Here is a 20,497-nt window from a genome sequence, read left to right as displayed (position 1 = left end):
CGCGACGGCGGTCGAGCGCCTAGACTTCGCCGATCTTCAGTTCAGGAACCGCCCGTGACTTCAATCTTCTGGTACGACTACGAAACCACTGGCATCAATCCGCGCAACGATCGCCCGTTGCAGGTGGCCGGGATTCGCACCGACCATGCGCTCAACGAAATCGACGAGCCGGTGAATCTCTACTGCCAGCCCAGCGAAGACATCCTGCCGCATCCGGCGGCCTGCGCGATCACCGGTATCACCCCGGGTCAGCTTGCCGAAAAGGGTTTGAGCGAGGCGGATTTCATGACGCGGGTTCACGCTCAGCTGGCCGCCCCCGGCACCTGCGGGGCGGGATACAACACGCTGCGTTTCGACGACGAGATGACCCGCTACAGCCTGTATCGCAACTTCTTCGACCCCTACGCGCGGGAGTGGCAGGGCGGCAACAGTCGCTGGGATCTGATCGATGTGGTGCGCGCTGCTTACGCGTTGCGTCCTGACGGTCTGGTCTGGCCGACCGATGACGAAGGCCGGGTGACGCTCAAGCTCGAACGCCTGACGGCGGCGAACAATATCGATCATGGTCACGCCCACGAAGCCTTGTCAGACGTGCGCGCCACCATCGCACTGGCGCGGTTGATCCGCGAAAAACAGCCGAAGCTGTATGACTGGCTGTTTCAGTTGCGCAGCAAGCAGAAAGTCATGGACCAGATTCGCCTGTTGCAGCCACTGGTGCATATTTCAGGGCGTTTCTCGGCGGCACGCAGTTATGTCGGCGTGGTGCTGCCACTGGCCTGGCACCCGAAAAACCGTAATGCACTGATCGTCTGTGACCTGCACCTCGACCCGCAGGGTTTGCTGGATCTCGACGCGCAAACCCTGCGCCAGCGTTTGTACACGCGTCGCGATGACTTGCTGGAAGGCGAGTTGCCGGTACCGCTCAAGCTGATTCACATCAACCGTTGCCCGGTGGTGGCGCCGCTTGCGGTTTTGCGCGCGCAGGATCAGCAGCGTCTGGGGCTGGACATGGCGCTGTATCAACAGCGAGCGTTGCGGCTAACTGACGCACAACAAGTTTGGAAAGATAAAGTTGCGGCAATTTATGCCAGCGAAGATTTCACGCCGAGCGAGGATCCCGAACAACAGTTGTACGACGGATTTATCGGTGATCGCGACCGCCGTCTATGTGAGCAAGTGAGGAGCGCCGACCCGGCACAACTAGCGCAAGAGCAATGGCCTTTCGATGACGAACGTTTGCCCGAATTACTCTTTCGATATCGCGCGCGTAACTTTCCCGAGACGTTGAATTTCGAAGAGCAAGAACGCTGGAGAATATTTTGTCAGCAGCGGTTGTCCGCACCTGAATACGGCGCGCCGAATACCTTGAAGTCTTTTAGCGAGGCAGCAGAGCAATGGTCACTTAATGCCACGCAGCTGCAGAGTGAGGTGCTCAATGAATGGCAGAATTATGTCCAGGCATTGCGCAAACGTTTGAATCTTTGAAATCGAACATGACCGGGCTTAAATGCCGTGCATAAAAAAACGCCAGCATTCGCTGGCGTTTGTTTTTTCGCGGATCGCTCTGCGAAAGCGTTGCGGCTTAGCCCAGCAGGGTAGCCCAGCCTTCAACCACGTCACCGCCCCACTTGGCTTTCCACTCTTTCAGAGTTTTGTGGTTGCCACCTTTGGTTTCGATGACTTCGCCGTTGTGCGGGTTTTTGTATTGTTTAACTTTGCGGGCACGCTTGGTGCCGGTAGTTTTTACTGCGCCGCCACGTACTGCTTTGGTTTTTGCTTCCGGGTCCAGCAGCGCGATGATGTCACGCAGGGACTTGGAGTATTCGCCCATCAGGGTGCGCAGTTTGCCTTCGAATTCCAGCTCGGCTTGCAGTTTGTCGTCTTGCGACAGGTTCTTCAAACGGGCTTGCAGCTCTTTGATAGCTTCTTCGGTGGCGCGGTATTCGTTGATCAAGGACATGATTACTACCTTAGTAGAGTGCTGAATGGCAGGGGGACAGTGCCGCAATAATAGTCAGGCTGTTTCATCAAGTAAACATTTAACCGGAGTTTTTATTTAAATTAGTTACGAGAAACTGCCATCTATTGAATATTCAGTTAAATAGTGTGACCCAGTCATCACAGATATTCACAGTTGTCTGATCAAGCGATACCACGGGATCACTGTCAGGTGGACGATCACCCCGTCAAGCATCCGTAGCGCCGAGCCTGAGCGGGGCCGTGCTGATCAATACTGCAGTTTTCCCGCGCAGCCGCTAGAATGGCGGCCTTTGCGAAGTTCTGGAGTTTCCCCCTCATGCGCACTTTCCGCCTGGTGATTTCTTGCCCGGACCGCGTTGGCATTGTTGCCAAAGTCAGTAATTTTCTGGCAGCCCACAACGGCTGGATCACCGAAGCGAGCCACCACTCGGACAATCAAGTGGGCTGGTTCTTCATGCGTCACGAGATTCGTGCCGATTCGCTGCCTTTCGGTATTGAAGTGTTGCGCGAGAAGTTTGCGCCGATCGCCGAAGAGTTCTCGATGGACTGGCGCATCACCGACACCGAGCAGAAAAAGCGCGTTGTGCTGATGGCCAGCCGCGAATCCCACTGCCTCGCTGACTTGCTGCATCGCTGGCACAGCGATGAACTGGACTGCGAAATCTCTTGCGTGATTTCCAACCACGATGACCTGCGCAGCATGGTCGAGTGGCACGGCATTCCTTATTACCACGTCCCGGTCAATCCGCAGGACAAGCAACCGGCCTTCGATGAAGTGTCGCGGCTGGTCAAACAGCACGATGCTGAAGTGGTGGTGCTGGCGCGCTACATGCAAATCCTGCCGCCGGACATGTGCCGTGAATACGCACATAAAGTCATCAACATTCACCACAGCTTCCTGCCGTCGTTCGTCGGCGCCAAGCCGTATCACCAGGCGTCGCTGCGTGGCGTGAAGCTGATCGGTGCGACCTGCCACTACGTGACCGAAGAGCTGGACGCCGGCCCGATCATCGAGCAGGACGTGGTCCGTGTCAGCCACAGTGACAGCATCGAAGACATGGTGCGTTTCGGCCGTGACGTCGAGAAGATGGTGCTTGCTCGTGGCCTGCGCTATCACCTCGAAGACCGCGTGCTGGTGCATGGCAACAAGACTGTGGTGTTCTGATTCAAATCACACAGGCTTGAAAAACGAAGGGTCTGGGCGTTCAATCGTTCCAGGCCCTTCGCCGTTTCTGAACCGAGGAAAAGCTCATGAGCGATCCATTGGACAAAGCCACATCCAAAGCCCCGGCAACCCTTGGTGAAGGTTGCCTGAGCCGCTACGATCCGGAAGACATGAGCCCGGAAGATGGCACCGAGTTTCCCGGCGCCGCCGAGTTGTGGGAACAACTCAAAGAGGATCAGGACGAAGCTAAGAAGCCTGCCTGACATTCATCAGTTTCTTCAGCAACGGGCGCCCCAACATCAACAGAAACACCGGGCCACCCACCAATAGATAGAAGTAGTAAGTCACCACCCGCCAGATCAGAATCGCCGCCGCTGCGGTGGATTTCCCGATCATCGGCGCCAACAGTGCCGCCGATGTCAGTTCCGCCGCCCCCGCGCCGCCCGGCAGCAGGCTGAATTGTCCGGCGCCCAGCGACAGCATCTGCACCAGAAAACTCCAGGCCCACTGCAAGTCTGCGCCCAGACCGCGTACCGCCAGATACAACACGCTGTAGCGCAGCAGCCAATGCACGCACGTCAGCGCAAAGACCTTGATCAGTGTCTGCCAGGGCAACTTCAGCGTGTCGGTAAAAGCCGCGAGAAAGTGCAGCAACTTGCGCGCCCAGCGCCGCCGGGTGCTGACCTTGACGTTGGCCCTTGCCAACAGACGCCCGCTCAGTCGAATCAACGCGCGGTGGTAGCGCGCGACCAACACGCAACTGAACAGGCCGCCAAACAACGACACGGCGCTGACGGTCAGCAGCCACTCCAGTCGATCGCTCAGATGCTGAAACAGCGCATAAATCAGAATCCCGCTCAGGGCGCAGAGAAAGAACAGCAAGTCGCTGAGCTGATCCATGGCAAACACCGCGCTGCCCCGCGCCGGGCGCACGCCCGATCGGGCCAGCAGGGCCATGATCGTCAGCGGCCCGCCACTGCCACCGGGTGTCGCGCAATAAGCGAATTCGGCGGCCATGACCACGCCAAGACTTTTCAGCGGCGTGACGCGGTCGCGTTGATCGCCGAGCAACAAACGCAAACGCAAGGTATTGATGCCCCAGCACAGCAGGATCATGCCGAACATCACCAGCAACCATTGCAACGGAAAGCTTTGCAGGCGCACCCAGGTTTCGCTGCCGCCGAGCACAACCGGAATCAGCACTGCCGCGAGCAGGCCGATCAATAACAGGATGCCGCGACTCATGCGGCGCGTTCCAATAGACCGCGCTGTTGAGCGAGCCAGTGCATTTTGGTCATCGGTACGCGTCCTTCCGCCAGCAATCGTTCAAGGGTGTGCAACCAGTAATCACGAGAGAAACGATGGCGCATGTCCACCGGGTGCAAGCCTAGCCGAATTACCGGCGCCTGACGCCAGCGCTGCTGCCGCTGCTCGCTGACTATTTTTGACAAGCCACGGCGCCAGGCGCTGCGGGCACTCCAGACCAGGCCCGGGGCATTGATGGCGGTGAAGTCCGGCAAGCGATAGAGATACTGCGGATCACTGGTGTAGCTCAGCGGCAATTGGCGCAGTGCCTGGCGTGTGCCGTCGCTCATCAGCCACGCCGGGGCGACGAAGCCGTGCAGTGGCCAGTCGTAGCGCTGAAACAACTCGATGCCAGCGCGCAGACGGGCGAGGGCGGTTTCAGGGGGCAAACCGTAGAACTCGCCTTCATGGGTGTAGATCCGGCGCATGAACCAGTCACGTGGGGTCGTCGGCCCGGGCTCCAGGTCGTCATGGAAATAGCCGTGCAGGGCCAGTTCATCGCCACGGGCGACGCGCTCATCGAGCATTCGACGAAACGACGGGTGAGCCTGAAGGGCGTTGCGTCGATGGAAGTCCGGCACCACCAGCCAGGTCATCGGCACATGGCCCATTGCGTCGACGGCCGCGACAAACGGCTGGTAATCCGCCCGTGTCGAGGGCGCCACATCGTGCAGCACCAGCAACACGGCAGGGTGATTCATCGACTCAGCCATTGGCCACCCGTGGCAGTGCGTGGCCAAGGACGGCGTGATAGTGACTGAGCAGGCTGTCGACCACCGCATCCCACGCGTAATGCTGCTCTACATGTTCGCGCGCCTGTTGGCCAAGTCTCACGCAGCCACGACTGAACAGCTCGCGCACGGCATTGGCCATCGCCTGCGGGTTGTTCGGCGCACAGAGCAGGCCGCATGACTCAGTAACGATTTCTTCAAAGGCTCCCGCGGCCACGGCGACCACGGGAATGCCGCAGGCCATGGCTTCAAGAATCACCAGCCCGAAAGTTTCCTGATCACCGGCATGCACCAGTGCGTCGGCACTGGCCATCAACTGCGCGACTCGCCAGGCAGGGCAGAATTCGTCGATCACACTGACGTTTTCCGGCACCACCGCGGGCATCGATGAGCCGACCAGCAGCAGGTGATAACGCGGGCCGAGGCGTCTCATGCAGTTGAGCAGCACTGGCAGGTTTTTCTCTTTCGAGCCGCGTCCGGCGAAAATCAGCAGGCGTGTGTCCTCGACGATGCCCAGTTCTGCGCGCAGATTGCGGTCCTGCGCTTCAGGATGAAAGGTTTGCAGGTCCACGCCCAAGGGCTGCACGAAGACATTGCGCACGCCAAGTCCGCTGAGTTTGTCAGCCATCACCTGGCTGGGTGCCAGTACCCGGTCGAAGTTGCCGTAGAGCCGGGTGACATACGCCTCGATATTCGGCGTGACCCAATGCCCCATACGATTGCCGATCAGCAGCGGCAGATCCGAATGATAAAAACCGATCACCGGCACATCCAGTTGTCGCCGCGCATCCAGTGCGGCCCAGGCCGTCAGGTATGGGTCGCCGACTTCGATCAGGTCGGGCTGCAAATCCTGCAGGACATTTCGCCAAGGCGCGAGGCGCAGCGGGAAGCGATACCCTTTGCCGAAGGGCAGGGCGGGGGCGGGAACCGTATAAACGCCATCGTGTTCACCGAAGTGCGCGCCGGGAATCAGCAGGCTGTGACGAATGCCGGGTTTGACTCCCAGCCGGCGATGCTTGGCATCCAGATAAGTGCGCACGCCACCGCTGGCCGGGGCGTAGAACATGGTGATGTCGGCGATATGCACGGTGATCATCCCTCCGCTGCGTGGTTCTCCCTTGGTTGACCTTTATCAAGAATAGATGTTCGGTCGGGATTGCGCGGTAGAGCTGAAGAGCACCCTCACCCTAACCCTCTCCCGGAGGGAGAGGGGACTGACCGAGGTGGATGTTGGGGGTACGCCGACTTGAGAGACCTGATTCGAACTCAAGTCTGGACCCCCCCCCCGATCGGCTCCCTTTCCCCCTCGCCCCCCTGGGGGAGAGGGCTGGGGTGAGGGGGTAAGGCTCTTGATCTTCAGATACGGAAGCTGCCAACCAGTTGCTTCAACCGCGAAGCCTGCTGCTCCAGATCCGAACACGCGCGCAGTGTCGCCTGCAAGTTCTCCACGCCTTCCTGGTTCAGCGTGTTGATCTCGGTGATATCGACGTTGATCGACTCAACCACGGCGGTCTGCTCCTCGGTCGCGGTGGCCACCGACTGGTTCATCCCGTCGATCTCGCCAATGCGCTGCGTCACGCTGTTCAAGCGCTCCCCGGCGAGGTTGGCAATCTCGACGCTGTCCTGACTGTGGCGCTGGCTGTCGCTCATGGTGCTTACCGATTCACGGGCGCCGACTTGCAGCTCCTCGATCATGGTTTGCACTTGCTGCGCCGATTCCTGGGTGCGGTGCGCCAGGTTGCGCACTTCATCGGCCACCACCGCGAAGCCACGACCGGCCTCACCGGCACGCGCCGCTTCAATCGCCGCGTTGAGCGCCAGCAGGTTGGTCTGTTGGGAAATGCTGGTGATCACTTCGAGAATCTGGCCGATGTTCACGGTTTTGCTGTTCAGCGATTCGATGTTGCTGCTCGACGCGCTGAGCATGCTCGACAGCTGATTCATCGCTTTGATGCTGCGATCCACCACTTGCTGGCCGTCTTCGGCGAGGCCGCGTGCATCACTGGCCTGATTCGACGCTTGTGCTGCATTGCGGGCGATTTCCTGCGCGGCGGCGCCGAGCTGGTTGATCGCGGCGGCAACGCTGCTGGTGCGCGAAGCTTGCTGATCGGAGTTGTACATCGACGAGTTCGACGCAGCGACCACACGCAGCGCTACTTCGTTGACTTGCCCGGTGGCCGACGACACTTCGCGGATCGAGCCGTGAATACGTTCGACGAAGCGGTTGAATGCGGTGCCCAGCACGCCGAACTCATCGTTGTTAACGATGGTCAGGCGTTTGGTCAGGTCGCCTTCGCCATCGGCAATGTCTTCCATGGCGCGGGTCATGACGTGCAGCGGCTGGATCAGAATGCGGATCAGCATACCGAGCAGCGCGAGGATGATCGCTACAGCGATGACTGTCGCGATCACTGCGGAGGTGCGGAATTCGCTGAGCATTGCGAACGCCTGATCCTTGTCCACCGACAGACCGATGTACCAGTTCACCGACGGCAGGCCTTTGATCGGCGCGAAGGTGACGATGCGGGTTTTGCCGTCAACGGTGACTTCGCTGAAGTCGCTGCTGATGCGCGGGGTATCCTGCGGATAGGCTTCCTTGAGTGATTTCATCACCAAAGCCTTGTCCGGGTGCACGAGGATCTTGCCATCGGCGCTGATCAGGAACACATAACCCATGCCGTCGAAATCCCGCGCGGCGAGGGTGTCGACCAGCGATTGCAGACTCAGGTCACCGCCAACCACACCGACGCTCTGACCGGCCTTCTTCGAGGCAGTGGCGATGGAAATGATCAACTGGCCGGTGGCAGCGTCGATGTACGGTTCGGTCAAAGTCGAGGTGCTGCTGCTCTCGGCACCTTTATACCAAGGGCGCACGCGTGGATCGAAACCGTCGGGCATCTTCGCATCAGGACGGATGGTGAAGTGGCCAGTGGCATCGCCGAGGTAGGAAGCCATGAACGTCGACGTCAGGGCTTTCTGTTCCAGCAGGCTGGCGACATTGGCCGGTTCCGGGTTGATGGCGATGTTCTGGGCGGCGTTCTCGATCAGCAGAATGCGACCGGTGAGCCAGGTCTGGATATTGCCGGCGGTGACTTCACCCATCTCGTTGAGATAGTTGTTCAGGTCATCGCGGATCGCGTTGCGCTGTAGCCAGTCGTTGTACAAGGTAAACGAGGCGAAGGCGGCAATGACGATAAGGGCGGCGGCAAGCAAAATTTTATGGCTGAAGCGCAGATTTTTGTTCATGGCTTGGGGTTCCGCTAAGGTCTTAATGTCCAGGGCGTGCTTTTATAGAGGCGCGCGAAATGGGCAAGGGTGAAAACAAGCTGATATTTCCGTCTCTCCTTAGGGAAATGTCCGGCCTGACTTGTGGTCGGGTCTCTCACTCTTCTTTATCGGCCATGCAGAATCAAAGATTAACCATTGGGTGACAAAATGCCTGACTCATCGCAACTCGTAATCGGCGCCGACCTCGCGGGGCAACAGATTGGTCAGGCCATGCGCCTGGCGAACCGCCACGGACTGGTCGCCGGCGCCACCGGTACCGGTAAAACCGTCACCTTGCAACGTTTGGCCGAGGCGTTCAGCGACGCCGGCGTCGCGGTGTTTGCCGCTGATATCAAGGGTGATCTGTGCGGCCTCGGTGCGGCCGGCAACCCGCAGGGCAAGGTTGCCGAGCGCATTGCCGGGATGCCGTGGCTCAATTACAAAGCGCAGGCGTATCCGGTGACCTTGTGGGATATCCACGGCGAGTCCGGTCATCCGTTGCGCACCACGTTGAGCGAAATGGGCCCGCTGCTGATCGGCAGTCTGCTGGAGCTGACCGACAGCCAGCAGTCAGCGCTCTACGCAGCGTTCAAAGTTGCCGACCGCGAAGGCCTGTTGTTGCTCGATCTGAAAGATCTGAAGGCGCTGCTTAATCACCTCAAGGACAACCCGCAACTGTTGGGCGAAGACGCGGCGCTGATGACCACCGGTTCCAGTCAGGCGCTGTTGCGCCGCCTGGCGATTCTTGAGCAGCAGGGCGCCGAAGCATTGTTTGGCGAGCCGGCACTGCAACTTGAAGACATTTTGCAGCCGACCGCCGATGGCCGTGGGCGCATTCACTTGCTCGACGCCAGTCGTCTGGTACACGAGGCGCCGAAGGTCTACGCGACGTTCCTGTTGTGGCTGCTGGCTGAGTTGTTCGAGCAGTTGCCGGAGCGCGGCGATGCCGATAAACCGCTGCTGGCGCTGTTTTTCGATGAAGCGCATTTGCTTTTTGGCGATACGCCGAAGGCCTTGCAGGAAAGGCTGGAGCAAGTGGTGCGCTTGATTCGTTCCAAAGGTGTTGGCGTGTATTTCGTCACCCAGTCGCCGGCGGACTTGCCTGATGACGTGCTCGCGCAGCTTGGCCTGCGCATCCAGCATGGCTTGCGCGCCTTTACCGCCAAAGAGCAGAAATCCCTGCGCGCGGTGGCGGACGGCTTCCGGCCGAATCCGGCGTTTGACAGTTTGTCGGTGCTGACCGAGTTGGGGATTGGCGAAGCGCTGGTCGGCACGCTGACCGAGAAAGGCACGCCGGAAATGGTTCAGCGCGGGCTGGTGGCGCCACCGCAATCGCGGATCGGGCCGCTGACGGAAACCGAGCGCACGGTATTGATCGCCGGCTCGCCGTTCAAGGGGCGCTATGACAAGCCGATTGATCGTGAATCGGCGTATGAAATTCTCATGGGCCGTAAAGGCCTGGCGCCTGAGGCCGAGGCACCCGCCGGCAAGCCAGCGGTTGAAGAGCCAAGCCTTGCCGACAGGGCAGGGGAGTTTCTCGGTACGGCGGCAGGGCAGGCGTTGAAGTCGGCCATGCGTCAGGCTGCCAATAACCTCGGTAAGCAATTGGTGCGCGGCTTGATGGGCTCATTGCTCGGTGGCAGCAAACGCCGCTGATCTAATGTAGGAGTGAGCCTGCTCGCGATTGCGGTATGCCAGTCACGACAATGTCGACTGTTTCACCGCTATCGCGAGCAGGCTCACTCCTACAATTATTGATAGCTGTCAGGATTTGTTTTTGGCGTGCGCCGCCAGGCGCTCCAACGCCGCGCGCAATCCCGGATCACTGATCCCGTCCGCCGTGGCCTGAATCGTAGCCGCCGCATCCGTGGACAAATCCATCGTGTGCCCGGCCGCCCCGCGCTGCACTGTAGGCGGCTGCACCTTGAACAGAATCCGCGTCAGACTGGCGAACTCATCAAACATCTGCAATTGCCGCTGCAAGCGTTTTTGCTGGTAACGCAGGCGTGTGGCCCAGTGGCCATCAGTGACGATCAGCAACAGACTGCCTTCGCGCCACGACGCTACATGGCAGTGTTCGCGGGCTGCAGGTTGCAATTGGCTTTCGAGCAGGCGTTGCAAATGACCCAGTCGCTGGGCGTGGCCGAGGATGGCTTTGAGCGGCTTGGCTTCGCGCAGGAGAACGGCGGGTGCTCTGGCCGTAAGAGGGCGAAATGCCATGATCGAACACCTGAAGTAACAGAAACGCCATGGTAGCAGAAAGGCCGAAATCACTCGCCCATTGCTTTTGCCCCCGCTTTACCCATTAAATCAACGACTAACTTCTGCCTTGTATGACTTGAAGTTGAGCAAAACGCCCCTATTTTAAGTGAGCCCCGTCAAAGCGCAGTGCCAGCATCGTGGAACATCGCCACTTTCCTCACTTCCGTTTCCGGGTAGAATGCTCGTTCGCATGCGGCCATGAGGGCTGCACGGGCGACGCTCACGGGGCCGCCCTCCATCCCTTTAGTGTGGAAGATCCTGCCGATATGTTTGCGCCTTTGTTAAAGAAACTTTTTGGAAGCAAGAACGAGCGTGAAGTCAAACGCATGCTCAAGACGGTGCAGCTCGTCAATGCCTTCGAAGAGCAAATGGTGGCCCTTTCGGACGATCAATTGCGCGCCAAGACCGATGAGTTCAAGGCCCGCATCGCCAAAGGGGAAACCCTCGACAAGCTGTTGCCAGAAGCCTTTGCGGTCGCCCGCGAAGCCGGCAAGCGCATCATGGGTATGCGCCACTTCGACGTGCAACTCGTCGGTGGCATGACCTTGCACGAAGGCAAGATCGCCGAAATGCGCACCGGTGAGGGTAAAACCCTCGTGGCAACGCTGGGCGTTTACCTCAACGCACTGTCCGGCAAGGGAGTGCACGTTGTGACGGTGAACGACTACCTGGCGCGTCGTGACGCCAACTGGATGCGTCCGCTGTATGAATTCCTCGGCCTGACCGTCGGCGTCGTGACGCCGTTCCAGCCCCCGGAAGAGAAACGTCTGGCGTACGCCGCCGACATCACCTACGGCACCAACAACGAATTCGGTTTCGACTACCTGCGCGACAACATGGCGTTCAGCATGGAAGAAAAATTCCAGCGCGAACTCAACTTTGCCGTGATCGACGAAGTCGACTCCATCCTCATCGACGAAGCGCGTACTCCGCTGATCATTTCCGGTCAGGCCGAGGACAGCTCCAAGCTGTACATGGAGATCAATAAACTGATCCCGCAGCTGGAACTGCACGTTGAAGAAGTCGAAGGCGAAGTCACCAAGGCTGGCCACTACACCGTTGACGAGAAGACCCGTCAGGTCGAACTCAACGAAGCCGGTCACCAGTTCATCGAAGACATGCTCACCCGCGTCGGCCTCCTGGCTGAAGGCGAGAGCCTGTACTCGGCGCATAACCTGGGCCTGTTGACCCACGTGTATGCCGGTCTGCGTGCGCACAAACTGTTCAATCGCAACATCGAATACATCGTGCAGGACGGCCAGGTCGTACTGGTCGACGAACACACCGGTCGTACCATGCCGGGGCGTCGTCTGTCCGAAGGCCTGCACCAGGCCATCGAAGCCAAAGAAGGCCTGAACATCCAGGCCGAGAGCCAGACCCTGGCTTCGACCACGTTCCAGAACTACTTCCGTCTGTACACCAAGCTGTCCGGCATGACTGGTACGGCCGATACAGAAGCGTTCGAATTCCACCAGATCTATGGTCTGGAAGTCATGGTCATTCCGCCGAACAAACCATTGGCGCGTAAAGACTTCAACGACCTGGTGTTCCTCACCGCCGAAGAGAAATACGCGGCGATCGTTACGGACATCAAGGAAAGCATGGCTGCCGGTCGTCCGGTGCTGGTGGGTACTGCGACCATCGAAACCTCCGAGCACATGTCCGCATTGCTCGTGAAGGAAGGCATCGAACACAAGGTTCTCAACGCCAAGTTCCACGAAAAGGAAGCCGAGATCATCGCGCAGGCCGGTCGTCCGGGCGCACTGACCATCGCCACCAACATGGCCGGTCGTGGTACCGACATCCTGTTGGGCGGTAACTGGGAAGTTGAAGTTGCGTCGCTGGAAAACCCGACCCCTGAGCAGATTGCCCAGATCAAGGCCGACTGGCAGAAGCGTCACCAGCAAGTGCTGGAATCCGGCGGTTTGCAGGTGATCGCGTCCGAGCGTCACGAATCCCGTCGTATCGACAACCAGCTGCGTGGCCGTGCCGGTCGTCAGGGTGATGCCGGTTCGAGCCGCTTCTACCTGTCGCTGGAAGACAGCCTGATGCGTATCTTCGCCTCTGATCGGGTGAAGAACTTCATGAAAGCCTTGGGCATGCAGCCGGGCGAAGCGATCGAACACCGCATGGTGACCAACGCGATCGAGAAGGCGCAGCGCAAGGTTGAAGGCCGCAACTTCGACATCCGTAAGCAACTGCTCGAGTTCGACGACGTCAACAACGAACAGCGTAAAGTGATCTATCACATGCGTAACACGTTGCTGGCCGCTGAAAACATCGGTGAGACCATTGCCGATTTCCGTCAGGACGTGCTCAACGCCACCGTCAGCGCACACATTCCACCGCAATCGCTGCCAGAGCAGTGGGACGTGGCCGGTCTGGAAGCGACGATTGCCAGCGACTTCGGCGTGAAGCTGCCGATCCAGCAATGGCTCGACGAAGACGATCACCTGTACGAAGAAACCCTGCGCGAGAAGCTCATGACCGAGCTGATGGCGGCGTACAACGAGAAAGAAGACCAGGCCGGTGCCGACGCACTGCGCTCGTTCGAGAAGCAAATCGTACTGCGCGTGCTGGACGACCTGTGGAAAGACCACCTGTCGACCATGGATCACCTGCGTCACGGTATCCACTTGCGTGGCTACGCTCAGAAGAACCCGAAGCAGGAATACAAGCGCGAGTCGTTCACGCTGTTCTCCGAACTGCTCGATTCGATCAAGCGCGACTCGATCCGTGTGCTGTCGCACGTTCAGGTTCGCCGCGAAGATCCGGAAGCCGAAGAGCAACGCCTGCGTCAGGAAGCCGAAGCACTGGCCGCCCGCATGCAGTTCGAACACGCCGAAGCGCCAGGTCTGGAGCAACCGGAAGTATTGGGTGAAGAGGTCGATGTGGCCCTCGCCACCGCCCCGGTTCGCAACGAGCAGAAGCTGGGCCGCAACGAACTGTGCTACTGCGGTTCGGGCAAGAAATTCAAGCATTGCCACGGGCAGATCCAGTAAAACCCGTTTCAATCGCTGAAATACCCGCGCCGCGACCGGCTCCTGCCGTCGCGGCGTTTTGCCATTTAAACCACCGTCACTGCGCGTGGCGGTGCTGACATCATTGAGTAAGGAGCGCATTCATGGCTGTTGGTCTTGGTCCTTTGCCAACGTTGCACCCGGTTGCCGGTTTTGAACTCGGTATCGCCTCGGCCGGCATCAAGCGCCCCGGGCGCAAAGATGTTGTCGTAATGCGCTGCGCCGAAGGCTCGACCGTGGCGGGTGTGTTCACGTTGAACGCCTTTTGTGCCGCACCGGTGATCCTGGCGAAGAAACGCGTACAAAATGCCGTGCGTTACCTGCTGACCAATACTGGCAACGCCAACGCTGGCACCGGCGAGCCGGGTCTGGCCGCTGCCGAACGTACCACCGCCAGACTGGCCGAGCTGACCGGCGTTGCTGCCGAGCAGATTTTGCCGTACTCCACCGGCGTGATCGGCGAGCCACTGCCGGTCGAGAAGATCGAAGGCGCGCTGCAAGCCGCGCTGGACGACCTCTCGGAAAACAACTGGGAAGCCGCTGCTACCGGGATCATGACCACCGACACCCTGCCGAAGGGTGCCAGCCGCCAGTTCGAGCATGACGGCGTGACCATCACCGTCACCGGCATCAGCAAAGGCGCGGGCATGATCCGTCCGAACATGGCGACCATGCTCGGCTACATCGCCACTGACGCCAAAGTCTCCCGTGACGTCCTGCACAACTTGATGCTCGATGGCGCGAACAAGTCGTTCAACCGCATCACCATCGACGGCGACACCTCGACCAACGACTGCTGCATGCTGATCGCAACCGGCAAGGCCGCACTGCCGGAAATCACCCGCGCTGAAGGCGAGCTGTTCGCCAAGTTGAAGCAAGCAGTGTTCGAAGTGTGCATGGACGTGGCCCAGGCCATCGTGCGTGACGGCGAAGGTGCGACCAAGTTCGTCACCGTTGAAGTGAATGGCGGCGGCAACCATCAGGAATGCCTCGACGTCGGCTACACCGTGGCGCACTCGCCGCTGATCAAGACCGCGCTGTTCGCCTCCGACCCGAACTGGGGCCGCATTCTGGCTGCCGTTGGTCGTGCCGGCGTGCCGGATCTGGACGTGAGCAAAATCGACGTGTTCCTTGGCGAGGTGTGCATCGCCAGCCGTGGCGCCCGTGCGGCGACCTACACTGAAGCCCAGGGTTCGGCGGTGATGCAGCAGGAAGAAATCACCATTCGCATCGAGTTGGGTCGCGGCGATTGCAGCGAAACCATCTGGACCACCGACCTGTCGCATGAGTATGTGAAGATCAACGCTGAATACCGCACCTGATCCAAGACCGGGTCGCTTCTTTCGCGAGCAGGCTCGCTCCCACAGAGGATTTGTGGCAACACGATCCAATGTGGGAGCGAGCCTGCTCGCGAAGACGGCAGCTCAAAGAATGCAAGTCTCCAGGATTCTCCTCTGACGAAAAGGCGCCACACCATGTCCCTGCACCTGATCATCGGCGACAAACTGCTTTCCTCCTGGTCCCTGCGTGCCGCACTGGCACTCGAGCTGACCGGCGCACCCTACAGCGAAGAACTGATCAAACTCGGCAAGCCCGACACCCGCGCGCTGCTGCTCAAGCATTCGCCGACCGCTAAAGTCCCGCTGCTGCAAACGGCGCGCGGCACCATTGCCGACTCACTGGCAATCGCCGAATACCTCGCTGAACAGTTCCCGTCCGAACAGCTCTGGCCGAGCGATATTTTCGCCCGCGCCCAGGCCCGATCCGCCTGCGCCCAAATGCATAGCGGCTTCTTCGCCATGCGCAATCACATGCCGTTCAACCTCAACCATGACGCGCCGCTGAACCCGGTGCCGCCAGAAGTGAAGGTCGACATCGAGCGCATGCTCGCGCTGTGGGCCGAATGCCGCGCCGCCGCGACCGAGAGCGGGCCGTACCTGTTCGGTCGTGTGAGTCTGGCCGACGCCTTTTTCGCACCGATTGCCGTGCGTCTGCGCACCTACCAAGTGCAGCTGCCGGCCGCCGACCAAGCCTATGTTGAAACCGTCTACCAATGGCCCGCCTTCAAAGCGTGGCAAAAGGCTGGACTGGAGGAGTTGATTCCGTGAAACGCGTACACGTCGCCGCTGCTGTCATCCGTGACGACAGCGGCAAGATCCTCATCGCCCGCCGTGCCGACACCCAGCATCAAGGCGGCTTGTGGGAGTTTCCCGGCGGTAAGGTCGAGGCCGACGAGTCGGTCGAAAGCGCGCTCGCCCGTGAGCTGCACGAAGAGCTGGGCATCGTCGTTGGCGCTGCACGGCCGTTGATCAAAGTGCGTCACGATTACCCGGACAAACAGGTATTGCTGGATGTCTGGGAAGTCTCGGCATTCACCGGCGAGCCGCACGGTGCCGAAGGCCAGCCATTGGCCTGGGTGACTGCGAAGGAACTGGCGAACTACGAGTTCCCGGCCGCCAACCAGCCGATCGTTGCGGCGGCGCGTTTGCCGGCGGAGTACCTGATTACCCCTGAGGATCTGGAAACCCCGGCTCTGCTGCGCGGTATCCAGAAGGCGATTGCCGGCGGGATCAAACTGATCCAGCTGCGCGCACCGAACGGCTATGACCCCAAGTATCGCGATCTGGCGGTCGATGCGGCCGGGCTGTGTGCGGGCAAGGCGCAACTGATGATCAAGGGGCCGTTCGAATGGCTCGGTGATTTCCCCTCTGCTGGCTGGCACATCACCTCTGCGCAGCTGCGCAAATACGCCGCGGCGGGGCGTCCGTTACCGGCGGAGCGTTGGTTGGCGGCGTCGTGCCACAACGCTGAAGAGTTGGCCCTCGCCGAGCAGATGGGTGTGGATTTCGTCACGCTGTCGCCGGTGCAACCGACGCTGACTCACCCGGATGCGCAGCCGCTGGGCTGGGAGCAGGCTTCGACGTTGATCGAAGGCTTTAGTAAGCCGGTTTTTCTGTTGGGTGGGGTTGGCCCGGCGGAGCGCGAAAAAGCCTGGGGCCACGGCGCTCAAGGTGTGGCGGGGATTCGCGCGTTCTGGCCTGACTCTCTGTAAAGGCTGCCGACCTCTTCGCGAGCAGGCTCGCTCCCACAGTTGATCGGATTTCTTCAGTTGGAATGCAATCAAATGTGGGAGCGAGCCTGCTCGCGAAGGCGATCTTTCAGGCGCTAGATTTCTGCAGGTTTTACCGCTGGCTGCCACAAAATCTCCGCAATCCCCTGCCGCCGCGCAATCAACCGCGCCGCCACAAACAGCAAATCCGACAACCGATTGATATAAGCCAGCCCAACCCCGGCCAACGGCTCGATCGCATTCAAATGCTGACAACGCCGTTCGGCACTCCGCGCCAGGCTCCGGCACACATGCGCCTGCGCAATCAGCATCGAACCGCCCGGCAAGATGAAATTCTCCAGCGGCCCCAGCTCCTCATTCCACACATCAATCGCTGCTTCCAGCCGCTCGATTTCCGCCGCATTCAACGCCTGATACGCCGGCATCGCCAACTCGCCACCCAGATCAAACAAGCGATGCTGACAAGGCGCCAACACGTCAATCACTTCATTCAGCCCCGGAAACGTCTCGCGTTCGGCATGCAACCCGGCCAGCAACACGCCGACCTGACTGTTCAGCGTGTCGACTTCGCCAATCGCCTCGATGCGTGGATGATCCTTGGTTACACGGCGGCCATCGCCCAGGCCGGTTTCACCTTTGTCGCCGGTGCGGGTGTAGATTTTCGACAGGCGAAAGCCCATGGGTTACCTCGATAATTGATTGGTTTCGGCAGCGATGGGCAGCGGTGGCGTCAACGGCAGGCGCAAGGTGAAACACGTGCCCTGGCCCGGTGCTGACTGCACCTCCATCTGCCCTTTGTGATTATTGGTGATGATGAAGTACGACACCGACAAGCCAAGCCCGGTGCCCTGGCCGATTTCCTTGGTGGTGAAGAACGGCTCGAAGGTGCGTTTGCGCACGTTCTCGCTCATGCCGATGCCGTTGTCTTCGACCTGGATTTCAGCCCATGGCGGATTGAGTTTGGTGCGCAGGATGATTCGTCCCGGCTCGCTATCGTCTTCACGCTGGTGAATGGCTTGCGCGGCATTTTTCAACAGGTTGAGCAGTACTTGCTCGAGTTCGTTGGCGGTGCCCGGCACCGGGCCGAGCGCCGGGTCGAACTGGCGGATGATCGCCTGCCCCTTGAAGTCGAAGCCGATGGCCAGGTCGAAGTCGTTACCGGCGATTTCCACGGCTTGATCGATCAGTGCCGGCAGATCGCACGGCGCCATTTGCCGGGTACTGCGACGGCTGAAGCTGAGCATGTGCGTGACGATTTTCGCTGCCCGAGCGCCGGCCTGTTGAATGCCATCGAGCAATTGCGGCACTTCGCGGCCCTGCAGGTAGCGGTTCACCGTGTCCAGTTCGATGCCCAGTTGCTCGGCGGTTTCGAGGTTCTTCGGCAGATCCGCGGACAGGCGTCGCCGGATGTTCTGCACGTTGTGCAGGATCGCGCCCAACGGATTGTTGATTTCGTGGGCCATGCCGGCGGCGAGGCCACCGACCGAGAGCATTTTTTCCGACTGCACCATCATTTCTTCCAGCGACAGACGCTGGGTGATGTCATCGATACGGATCACCACGCCGCGCCCGGCGCCGCCCATCAGCGGATAGAAGGTCAGCGCGTAATGCTTGGGTTCATCGTCCTTGAACCACGTCACCCGTTCGATCTTCGCCACCGTGTGTTGCTCGACGGTCTGCTTGAGTTGCGGCAGAAACGGCTTGAGCGGTTCGAAGGCGAGAAAGATCGGCTGGTTCAGCGCTTCGTCCAGTCGCGTGCCGGAGAGGGCGCTGGCCTCCTGATTCCATTGGGTGACGTAAAGTTGCTCGTCGAGGGCGATCAGCGCCGAGGGCATCGAGTCGATGATGCTGTTGAGGTAGTTCTGGAAACCGGTGAGCTTCTTCTCGATCTTGCTGCGCACCTGGACTTCGAGTTCCAGTTTGCGGTTGGTGTGGCGGGTTTCCTCGGCCAGCCCCTGCGCCTGATCGTAGGCGGCTTGCGAGTCATCGCGGGCGCGCTTGAGTTGCTGCTCGCGGGCTTCGATGCGCGACAGCATGGTATTGAAGGCCTCGGCGAGGCTGCCGATTTCGTCGTGGTTGCCGCGTGAGGCGCGCAGAGCGTAGTTTTCTTCGCGGGTGACCTGGCGCGAGAGCTCTTCCAACTGATGAATCGGGCGGGTAATCAGACGTTTGATCTGCCGGGCAATCACCAGCCACAGCAACACACTGAAAATCAGAATGCCGAGGCTGGCGGTCAGCGTGCCGGTGTAGAAGGCCATCGGCAGTTCGCTGCTGGCCACCAGCAACAAGTGGCCCGGTGCGGTGCCGGGGCGGGGCAGGGTGATCAACTGGTTGCTGCGAAACTCGGTCAGTTGCCACGCTTCGACATGCCGATAGCGTTCCGGCAGGTTGAGTTTGTCGCCGCGCTGGACTTGTGCAAGGCGTTCGCCCTTGCCGTCATACAACGCGGCAGCGCGCAGTGGCGAATAGCTGTCGAGTTCCTTGAGCAGGCGTTCGGCGCTCTGCGGCGATTGCAGGGCTTCGCTGACCAGACTCGGGTTGGCAATCAGTCGGCCGATGGTCTGCAAGGCCTGCGGCGCCATGCTTTCCTGAGAGATGTAATAGGCGGCGCTGATAAAGGTCAGGTTGGCGACCAGCAGAACAGTGGTCAACAGCACCAGCAGGGCGGCCAGCAGTTTCTGGCCGACCGGCAGGTTTTCGAGACGCTGGCGCAATGGCATCAGGTTTATCGCAGCAAAGGAACAAGTGGCCAGCGTAGCCGCTGCTCAGTCGCTGGGCAATCCACGGCTGTTGAGATGCGCGATCAGCCGCTGTTGCAATTGATTGAGGTGCGGCAGGTTCAACTGGTGGCGGGCGGCGACTTTGCAGGCGTGGCCCAATAGATAGCTGATTTCGGTGCGGCGCTGGTTGGCGACGTCCTGAAACATCGATGAGTAATTGGCGGCGGTGGCGTGGATGACCCTCTCGACTTCCTGTTGCAGATTGTCGGCGGCGGCCGGCTGGCCGCAACGCTCCAGTAACTCCGCGAGTTCGGCGCACAGGGTGGCGACTTCGCAATGGTGTTCCTGCAAACCCCCGTTGCGGCAATTGTGCAGCACGGTCAACGGATTGATCGCACAGTTGAGTGCCAGTTTGCGCCACAAGCGCGTGAGGATATCGGTGCTCCATTCGTGGGGGATTTTCGCGGCGTCGAGATCGTCCAGCCAGATCGGTGCAACCGGATGGCCAGCGTCGCCCAGCCAAGTGAAGCCGTGGCCGGCAAACACTACGCGCCAGTCGCCATCGCGAAATGCACCCTCGGTGCTTGAAGCGCTGATGCAACGTGCCATTGGCACACGGTTGGCGACGGCGTCCTGACTGCCGAGGCCGTTTTGCAGAAGGATCAGTTCGGCGTCCGCTGTCAGTCGTGGGGCGAGGCGGGCGACGGCGTTTTCGGCGTCGTAGGCTTTGCAGGCCACCAGCAAACGGCGGATCGGCTCGGGACTGTCGGGTGTTTCGCCGGGAACCGCATAGCTGCTCGCCACACCTTGCTCCACCAGCGTCAAGCCGCCCGCAGCCTGATAGCTTTGCAAGCGTTCGGCATCGCGCACGATCAGTCTGACCGGCAGGCCGGCGCGAGCCAGACGTGTGGCCCACAGTGTGCCGAGACTGCCAGCGCCGAGAATATGCCAGGGGGTGGCCATCAGTTTTTTGCTCG

General features: G+C 60.1%; 17 protein-coding genes. 8 read left to right on the top strand and 9 right to left on the bottom strand.

Annotation, left to right across the window (positions count from 1 at the left end; translation table 11 throughout):
- Positions 1-54: 54 nt before the first annotated feature.
- Positions 55-1,485, top strand: a complete 1,431-nt coding sequence (gene sbcB, locus PspS49_RS22995; protein WP_160041575.1) for an exodeoxyribonuclease I — start codon at positions 55-57, stop codon at positions 1,483-1,485.
- 97 nt (positions 1,486-1,582) lie between these two features.
- Here the strand turns inward: sbcB and mvaT are convergent, their stop codons facing one another.
- Entirely contained in the window at positions 1,583-1,960 is a 378-nt protein-coding gene (gene mvaT, locus PspS49_RS22990) for a histone-like nucleoid-structuring protein MvaT (protein WP_007912775.1), read from the bottom strand.
- A gap of 336 nt (positions 1,961-2,296) precedes the next feature.
- On the opposite strand from mvaT, the gene purU reads away from it, so the two are divergent.
- A complete protein-coding gene (purU, locus tag PspS49_RS22985; RefSeq protein WP_007912774.1) occupies positions 2,297-3,145 on the top strand; it encodes a formyltetrahydrofolate deformylase in 849 nt (282 codons plus the stop codon).
- Between the two features lie 86 nt (positions 3,146-3,231).
- Positions 3,232-3,408: a hypothetical protein gene (locus PspS49_RS29720; protein ID WP_174245079.1), complete on the top strand. Its 177-nt coding sequence runs from the start codon at positions 3,232-3,234 to the stop codon at positions 3,406-3,408.
- On the opposite strand, the gene PspS49_RS22980 is transcribed toward PspS49_RS29720, so the two are convergent.
- The 4 genes from PspS49_RS22980 to PspS49_RS22965 all read right to left on the bottom strand — a co-directional run bounded on the left by PspS49_RS22980 (position 3,392) and on the right by PspS49_RS22965 (position 8,427).
- Positions 3,392-4,390 (bottom strand): lysylphosphatidylglycerol synthase transmembrane domain-containing protein, encoded by a 999-nt coding sequence (locus tag PspS49_RS22980; protein ID WP_160041573.1) that lies wholly within the window; start codon positions 4,388-4,390, stop codon positions 3,392-3,394. The genes PspS49_RS29720 and PspS49_RS22980 overlap by 17 nt on opposite strands.
- A complete protein-coding gene (locus PspS49_RS22975; RefSeq protein WP_160041571.1) occupies positions 4,387-5,163 on the bottom strand; it encodes a polysaccharide deacetylase family protein in 777 nt (258 codons plus the stop codon). Before PspS49_RS22975 ends, PspS49_RS22980 begins: the two co-directional genes overlap by 4 nt.
- Entirely contained in the window at positions 5,156-6,268 is a 1,113-nt protein-coding gene (locus PspS49_RS22970; protein ID WP_150774453.1) for a glycosyltransferase family 1 protein, read from the bottom strand. The genes PspS49_RS22975 and PspS49_RS22970 overlap by 8 nt, the downstream gene beginning before the upstream one ends.
- A 269-nt stretch (positions 6,269-6,537) precedes the next feature.
- Entirely contained in the window at positions 6,538-8,427 is a 1,890-nt protein-coding gene (locus PspS49_RS22965) for a methyl-accepting chemotaxis protein (RefSeq protein WP_127929530.1), read from the bottom strand.
- A gap of 189 nt (positions 8,428-8,616) precedes the next feature.
- Between PspS49_RS22965 and PspS49_RS22960 the strand changes: the two genes are divergently transcribed.
- Complete coding sequence (locus tag PspS49_RS22960; RefSeq protein WP_127929529.1) at positions 8,617-10,104, top strand: helicase HerA-like domain-containing protein; 1,488 nt, start codon at positions 8,617-8,619, stop codon at positions 10,102-10,104.
- A 108-nt stretch (positions 10,105-10,212) separates the two neighbouring features.
- On the opposite strand, the gene PspS49_RS22955 is transcribed toward PspS49_RS22960, so the two are convergent.
- The gene (locus tag PspS49_RS22955; RefSeq protein WP_127929528.1) at positions 10,213-10,668 is read right to left on the bottom strand and encodes a DciA family protein; all 456 of its coding nucleotides are present in this window, start codon (positions 10,666-10,668) and stop codon (positions 10,213-10,215) included.
- Between the two features lie 308 nt (positions 10,669-10,976).
- Between PspS49_RS22955 and secA the strand changes: the two genes are divergently transcribed.
- The 4 genes from secA to PspS49_RS22935 all read left to right on the top strand — a co-directional run bounded on the left by secA (position 10,977) and on the right by PspS49_RS22935 (position 16,782).
- Positions 10,977-13,712, top strand: coding sequence for a preprotein translocase subunit SecA (secA, locus tag PspS49_RS22950; RefSeq protein WP_160041569.1), 2,736 nt, complete (start codon positions 10,977-10,979; stop codon positions 13,710-13,712).
- Between the two features lie 122 nt (positions 13,713-13,834).
- Positions 13,835-15,052, top strand: a complete 1,218-nt coding sequence (argJ, locus tag PspS49_RS22945) for a bifunctional glutamate N-acetyltransferase/amino-acid acetyltransferase ArgJ (RefSeq protein ID WP_160041567.1) — start codon at positions 13,835-13,837, stop codon at positions 15,050-15,052.
- A 153-nt stretch (positions 15,053-15,205) separates the two neighbouring features.
- Positions 15,206-15,838 (top strand): glutathione S-transferase family protein, encoded by a 633-nt coding sequence (locus PspS49_RS22940; protein ID WP_160041565.1) that lies wholly within the window; start codon positions 15,206-15,208, stop codon positions 15,836-15,838.
- A complete protein-coding gene (locus PspS49_RS22935; protein WP_127929524.1) occupies positions 15,835-16,782 on the top strand; it encodes a Nudix family hydrolase in 948 nt (315 codons plus the stop codon). Before PspS49_RS22940 ends, PspS49_RS22935 begins: the two co-directional genes overlap by 4 nt.
- A gap of 113 nt (positions 16,783-16,895) precedes the next feature.
- On the opposite strand, the gene PspS49_RS22930 is transcribed toward PspS49_RS22935, so the two are convergent.
- The 3 genes from PspS49_RS22930 to PspS49_RS22920 are packed head-to-tail and all read right to left on the bottom strand — an operon-like array spanning position 16,896 to position 20,483.
- Positions 16,896-17,480 carry a cob(I)yrinic acid a,c-diamide adenosyltransferase gene (locus PspS49_RS22930; protein WP_160041563.1) on the bottom strand — a complete coding sequence of 195 codons (585 nt, stop codon included), beginning with the start codon at positions 17,478-17,480 and terminating at the stop codon, positions 16,896-16,898.
- Between the two features lie 3 nt (positions 17,481-17,483).
- Positions 17,484-19,520 (bottom strand): HAMP domain-containing sensor histidine kinase, encoded by a 2,037-nt coding sequence (locus PspS49_RS22925; RefSeq protein WP_160041561.1) that lies wholly within the window; start codon positions 19,518-19,520, stop codon positions 17,484-17,486.
- 45 nt (positions 19,521-19,565) lie between these two features.
- The gene (locus PspS49_RS22920) at positions 19,566-20,483 is read right to left on the bottom strand and encodes a putative 2-dehydropantoate 2-reductase (RefSeq protein ID WP_150750361.1); all 918 of its coding nucleotides are present in this window, start codon (positions 20,481-20,483) and stop codon (positions 19,566-19,568) included.
- Positions 20,484-20,497: the final 14 nt, after the last annotated feature.

Origin of the sequence: Pseudomonas sp. S49 (genome assembly GCF_009866785.1) — a bacterium.
GTDB lineage: Bacteria > Pseudomonadota > Gammaproteobacteria > Pseudomonadales > Pseudomonadaceae > Aquipseudomonas.
This window is presented reverse-complemented; position numbering and strand designations above follow the sequence as displayed.

Coding starts and splice junctions, on each gene's coding strand:
- purU (WP_007912774.1), top strand. CDS start 2,297: ATGCGCACTTTCCGCCTGGTGATTTCTTGCCCGGACCGCGTTGGCATT.
- PspS49_RS22955 (WP_127929528.1), bottom strand. CDS start 10,668: ATGGCATTTCGCCCTCTTACGGCCAGAGCACCCGCCGTTCTCCTGCGC.
- PspS49_RS22920 (WP_150750361.1), bottom strand. CDS start 20,483: ATGGCCACCCCCTGGCATATTCTCGGCGCTGGCAGTCTCGGCACACTG.
- PspS49_RS22980 (WP_160041573.1), bottom strand. CDS start 4,390: ATGAGTCGCGGCATCCTGTTATTGATCGGCCTGCTCGCGGCAGTGCTG.
- PspS49_RS22975 (WP_160041571.1), bottom strand. CDS start 5,163: ATGGCTGAGTCGATGAATCACCCTGCCGTGTTGCTGGTGCTGCACGAT.
- PspS49_RS22925 (WP_160041561.1), bottom strand. CDS start 19,520: ATGCCATTGCGCCAGCGTCTCGAAAACCTGCCGGTCGGCCAGAAACTG.
- argJ (WP_160041567.1), top strand. CDS start 13,835: ATGGCTGTTGGTCTTGGTCCTTTGCCAACGTTGCACCCGGTTGCCGGT.
- PspS49_RS22965 (WP_127929530.1), bottom strand. CDS start 8,427: ATGAACAAAAATCTGCGCTTCAGCCATAAAATTTTGCTTGCCGCCGCC.
- PspS49_RS22960 (WP_127929529.1), top strand. CDS start 8,617: ATGCCTGACTCATCGCAACTCGTAATCGGCGCCGACCTCGCGGGGCAA.
- PspS49_RS22930 (WP_160041563.1), bottom strand. CDS start 17,480: ATGGGCTTTCGCCTGTCGAAAATCTACACCCGCACCGGCGACAAAGGT.
- PspS49_RS22940 (WP_160041565.1), top strand. CDS start 15,206: ATGTCCCTGCACCTGATCATCGGCGACAAACTGCTTTCCTCCTGGTCC.
- secA (WP_160041569.1), top strand. CDS start 10,977: ATGTTTGCGCCTTTGTTAAAGAAACTTTTTGGAAGCAAGAACGAGCGT.
- PspS49_RS29720 (WP_174245079.1), top strand. CDS start 3,232: ATGAGCGATCCATTGGACAAAGCCACATCCAAAGCCCCGGCAACCCTT.
- mvaT (WP_007912775.1), bottom strand. CDS start 1,960: ATGTCCTTGATCAACGAATACCGCGCCACCGAAGAAGCTATCAAAGAG.